The organism is Protofrankia sp. Cr1 (assembly GCF_963555865.1).
GTDB lineage: Bacteria > Actinomycetota > Actinomycetes > Frankiales > Frankiaceae > Protofrankia.
Window position 1 is genome coordinate 1 of record NZ_CAUVXO010000528.1, and the last position, 3,521, is coordinate 3,521.

4 protein-coding genes are annotated in these 3,521 nt (G+C 66.9%); 3 read left to right on the forward strand and 1 reads right to left on the reverse strand.

The window, feature by feature from the left end; all coding sequences use genetic code 11:
* Window positions 1-17: 17 nt before the first annotated feature.
* Complete coding sequence (locus U9980_RS25190; protein WP_322770203.1) at window positions 18-605, reverse strand: NADPH-dependent FMN reductase; 588 nt, start codon at window positions 603-605, stop codon at window positions 18-20.
* 215 nt (window positions 606-820) lie between these two features.
* Between U9980_RS25190 and U9980_RS25195 the strand changes: the two genes are divergently transcribed.
* From U9980_RS25195 to U9980_RS25205, 3 genes are all read left to right on the forward strand, one after another.
* Window positions 821-1,609 (forward strand): FG-GAP repeat domain-containing protein, encoded by a 789-nt coding sequence (locus U9980_RS25195; RefSeq protein WP_322770204.1) that lies wholly within the window; start codon window positions 821-823, stop codon window positions 1,607-1,609.
* A 242-nt stretch (window positions 1,610-1,851) separates the two neighbouring features.
* Complete coding sequence (locus U9980_RS25200) at window positions 1,852-2,610, forward strand: ABC transporter ATP-binding protein (protein ID WP_322779280.1); 759 nt, start codon at window positions 1,852-1,854, stop codon at window positions 2,608-2,610.
* Entirely contained in the window at window positions 2,607-3,464 is an 858-nt protein-coding gene (locus tag U9980_RS25205; RefSeq protein WP_322770205.1) for an ABC transporter permease, read from the forward strand. The genes U9980_RS25200 and U9980_RS25205 overlap by 4 nt, the downstream gene beginning before the upstream one ends.
* The last annotated feature ends 57 nt before the right edge of the window (window positions 3,465-3,521 follow it).

The window sequence follows — 3,521 nt, forward strand, 5'->3', positions numbered from 1 at the left end:
AGTCGATCCAGCACACGCTACGGACCGTTCGGCGACGGCCCGGAGTCCGGTGGGTCGAGCGGGTCGCGGACGCCGGTCGGCTTGTCGGTGCCGTCGAGGCGTCTGGCCAGGGCGTTGAGAACGTCGAGTACGTCCGCCCGGATCTCCGGGTCTCTGATCATCCCGTCGGGGCCGATGGCGTGTCGGGGTACGGGACGGTGGGTGCACGCCTGTTCGATGAGGTCGGCGCCGACATAGCCAAGGACGGTGCGCAGCGACGCGTGGGCGTGGACGGCGCCGGTGGTGGTGGAGACGTTGATCCACGCTGCGTGCTTTCGATACAGCTCCCCGCTTCCGACGGTCCAGTCGAGGAGGTTCTTCAGGGATCCCGGGAGGCCGCCGGCGTACTCCGGCGTGCAGAAGACGACGGCGTCCGCGGCACTGATCCGGGCACGCAGGTCGGCGACAGCGGGCGGGACGGGCTCCCGATCATCATCCGGGTTGAACTGCGGTAGGCCACCCATCCCGCCGTAGACATCGGCCACCAGGCTGTCGGGTGCGACGGCCTGCGCCGTGCGAAGGAGCGCCGCGTTGGTAGACCCCGCGCGAAGGCTGCCGCAGATCATCAGAAGGTGATAGGTCCCTGCCACGACATCAGGCTAGGACGAGAAGATCCTTGTGTCATTGGTGGTACCGCCGTGACGAGTGGAAGGGGGTGTGGGCGGCGTGATTACCCAAGGCGGTATCCAGGCTGCTGTCTGACGGGCGACAGTCCGCAACCATGTTGTGACCGCGGCGTCTTTTATAGGGAGACCACCGACGGGGTATCTGGGGGCCGACTATGCGTGCTACACGATCTATCGTTCCGCTGACAGCGGTTGCGTTTCTCGCCGTATTCCTGCCCGGATGCGGCCCCATCGCATCCCAGACGAGCGGCGGGAAACCGAGCGCCGGCCAGGCCGGCGTGCAGCCGGTCGCCAGCGCAGGTAACACCTCGAACACTCCGGCCACACAGCCGGCCACACAGCCGGCCACACAGCCGGCCACCCGGCCTACCTCCACTGCTGGCGCGACGTCCGCCGGCCCGGCCCGGTCCGCACGTGACGGGGACGTCGACGGTGACGGCAGGCCGGACCAGGTGACCTTGTCCGCCGGGGGAGCGCTGGCCGTGTACTACTCGGGCGGCGGCAGCGACGTGGTGAACCTGGGGCCGGGGCTCGCGGGCGACCAGAAGCTGCTCGGCACGGCGGACGCCGATGGCGACGGCCACGCCGAGGTGTTCGTCCGTATGATCATGGGAGCCTCGGCGCAGATCGACACGGTCCTGCGCTACGTCGACGGGCACCTTCGCCAGCTGACGATGGACGGGGAACAGGCGCATCTCAGCTACGGCGCCAGCGTGCGTAACCAGTTCACCTGGGCGTGCCAGCCGCCGACAGCCGCGATCGTGCAGGCTTCCAGCACATCCAACGACAACGATCAGAGCTTTCAGGGCGAGGTGCGCCGGTACCGGTTCGCGGGCAGCACGATGGTCCTGATCTCGCGGCAGGCCTTCTCCATCCGGGCGAACGCGCCGATCCCCGGCATGCGAGCAGTGCCCGGGTGCGGGTCGCTCGTTCTGGCGCCGTAGATCCGAGGCGCTGCGTGCCCGGCGGCCCACGAGACGCCGGGTAGCTGGCACCGGGGCGCGGCGTACGGCGCTACGATGCGACTAGGATGTATTTGATGGATGTTGGTCGATGCGATCGAAAATCCATCAGGCACGCCCTAGGTTGACGCAATTGGTCATCGTCTGACCCCTCGGTCGGAAGGACCTGCGTGGCGAGCCGGATAGAAAATCTGAAACAGGCTCTGAAGTCCGAGGAGAAACGTGTGTCGTCGGTGCGGCCAGCCCCACCGGGTACGGCATTGTCGTTCCAGGATGTGGCGAAGACCTTTCCGGACGGGACCCAGGCGTTGCAGGACGTGTCCTTGACGGTCGGTGACGCCGAGATCGTGGCAGTGGTCGGGCCCTCGGGTTCGGGCAAGTCCACGCTGCTACGGATAGCGTCGGGCCTGACTGATGCGTCGTCCGGGACGGTGGCGGTCGGCTCGGCCGTCCCCGGCTATGTCTTCCAGGACCCCACGCTGCTGCCGTGGCGGACCGTCGAGGCGAATGTCGGCCTGCTTGCCGAGCTCGACGGTGTTGCGAAGGAGGAACGGCGGCGCTTGGTCGCCGACGCCATTGCGCTGACCGGATTGACAGGCTTCGAGCGGCACCGTCCGAAGGCGCTGTCCGGTGGGATGCGGATGCGTGTGTCGCTCGCGCGCGCGCTCACCGTGCGCCCGTCACTGTTCCTGTTCGACGAACCGTTCGGCGCACTCGACGAGATCACCCGGGAACGTCTCGGAGACGAGTTGCTGCGGCTGTACACGCGGGAGCGTTTCGCCGGCTTGTTTGTCACGCATTCGGTGATGGAGTCGGTACTGCTTGCCACGAGGGTCGTGGTTCTCTCGGCCCGGCCGGGCCGCGTGCTCGCGCGGATCGAGGTGCCGTTCGACTATCCACGGGATGGAAAGCTGCGCTTCGACGCGGCCTTCACCCGGACCGCACTGAGCGTTTCCGAAGCGTTGCGGGAATCGTTGGCATGACCGCAGTAGAAGAATCGGCGTCCCTGGCGGCGGCGTCGGTGAAAACCCCGCCGCCCAGGCCCTCCCGGCTGGCCGGTGCGGTGCGCACGGTGCTGCCCCCGATTGTCGTCTTCTCGGCCGTGGTCGGCGTCTGGTACCTGGTGACCTACGCTTTCTTTGCCCCCCGCCGACGATTTCTGTTACCGCCGCCGCATCAGGTGGTGGCGGAAGGTTTTCTGGACTGGGCCAGGTTCCACGAAATCCTCTCGGCGCTGGTCGTAAGCGCGACGGTCGCTCTTGTCGGTCTGGCGATAGCGTCGGCGCTCGGAATGGTGTTCGCGATCCTGATGAGTCAGGCGCCTTGGATCGAGCGTGCGTTCTACCCCTGGGCTGTGGTGCTGCAGACCATCCCGATTTTGGCGATCGGCCCGCTGATCGGCTTCTGGTTCGGCTACGGCTTCTGGTCCAAGACCATGGTGTGCGTCCTGATCGCGCTCTTCCCGATCATTACGAATACGCTTTTCGGCCTCCGATCCGTGGATCCCGGTCATCACGACCTGTTTACGCTGCGACGAGCCAGCCGGTGGCGACGGCTGAGCCGGCTGGAATTCCCCGGCGCCCTTCCCGCGGTCTTCACCGGGCTCCGTATCTCCGCGGGCCTGTCGGTGATCGGCGCCATCGTGGGCGACTTCTTCTTCCGCCAGGGGGAACCGGGCATCGGTCGGCTCATCGACGACTACACCCGGAGTCTGGACTCCGGGCCGATGTTCGTGGCGGTCATCGTCTCGTCCGTTTTCGGCCTTGCCGTGTTCTGGTTGTTCGGCCTGGCCGCTCACGTGATCGTCGGGCCGTGGCACGAGTCCGGACGGCGTTAGCGCCTGTCTGCAGAGCCTGTTTTGCATCTTCCGTTCGATCAGCGAGCCGAGGCGCAC

Excerpts from the sequence above, each read along its gene's own strand:
- U9980_RS25190 (WP_322770203.1), bottom strand. The coding sequence starts at position 605 with ATGATCTGCGGCAGCCTTCGCGCGGGGTCTACCAACGCGGCGCTCCTT.
- U9980_RS25195 (WP_322770204.1), top strand. The coding sequence starts at position 821 with ATGCGTGCTACACGATCTATCGTTCCGCTGACAGCGGTTGCGTTTCTC.
- U9980_RS25205 (WP_322770205.1), top strand. The coding sequence starts at position 2,607 with ATGACCGCAGTAGAAGAATCGGCGTCCCTGGCGGCGGCGTCGGTGAAA.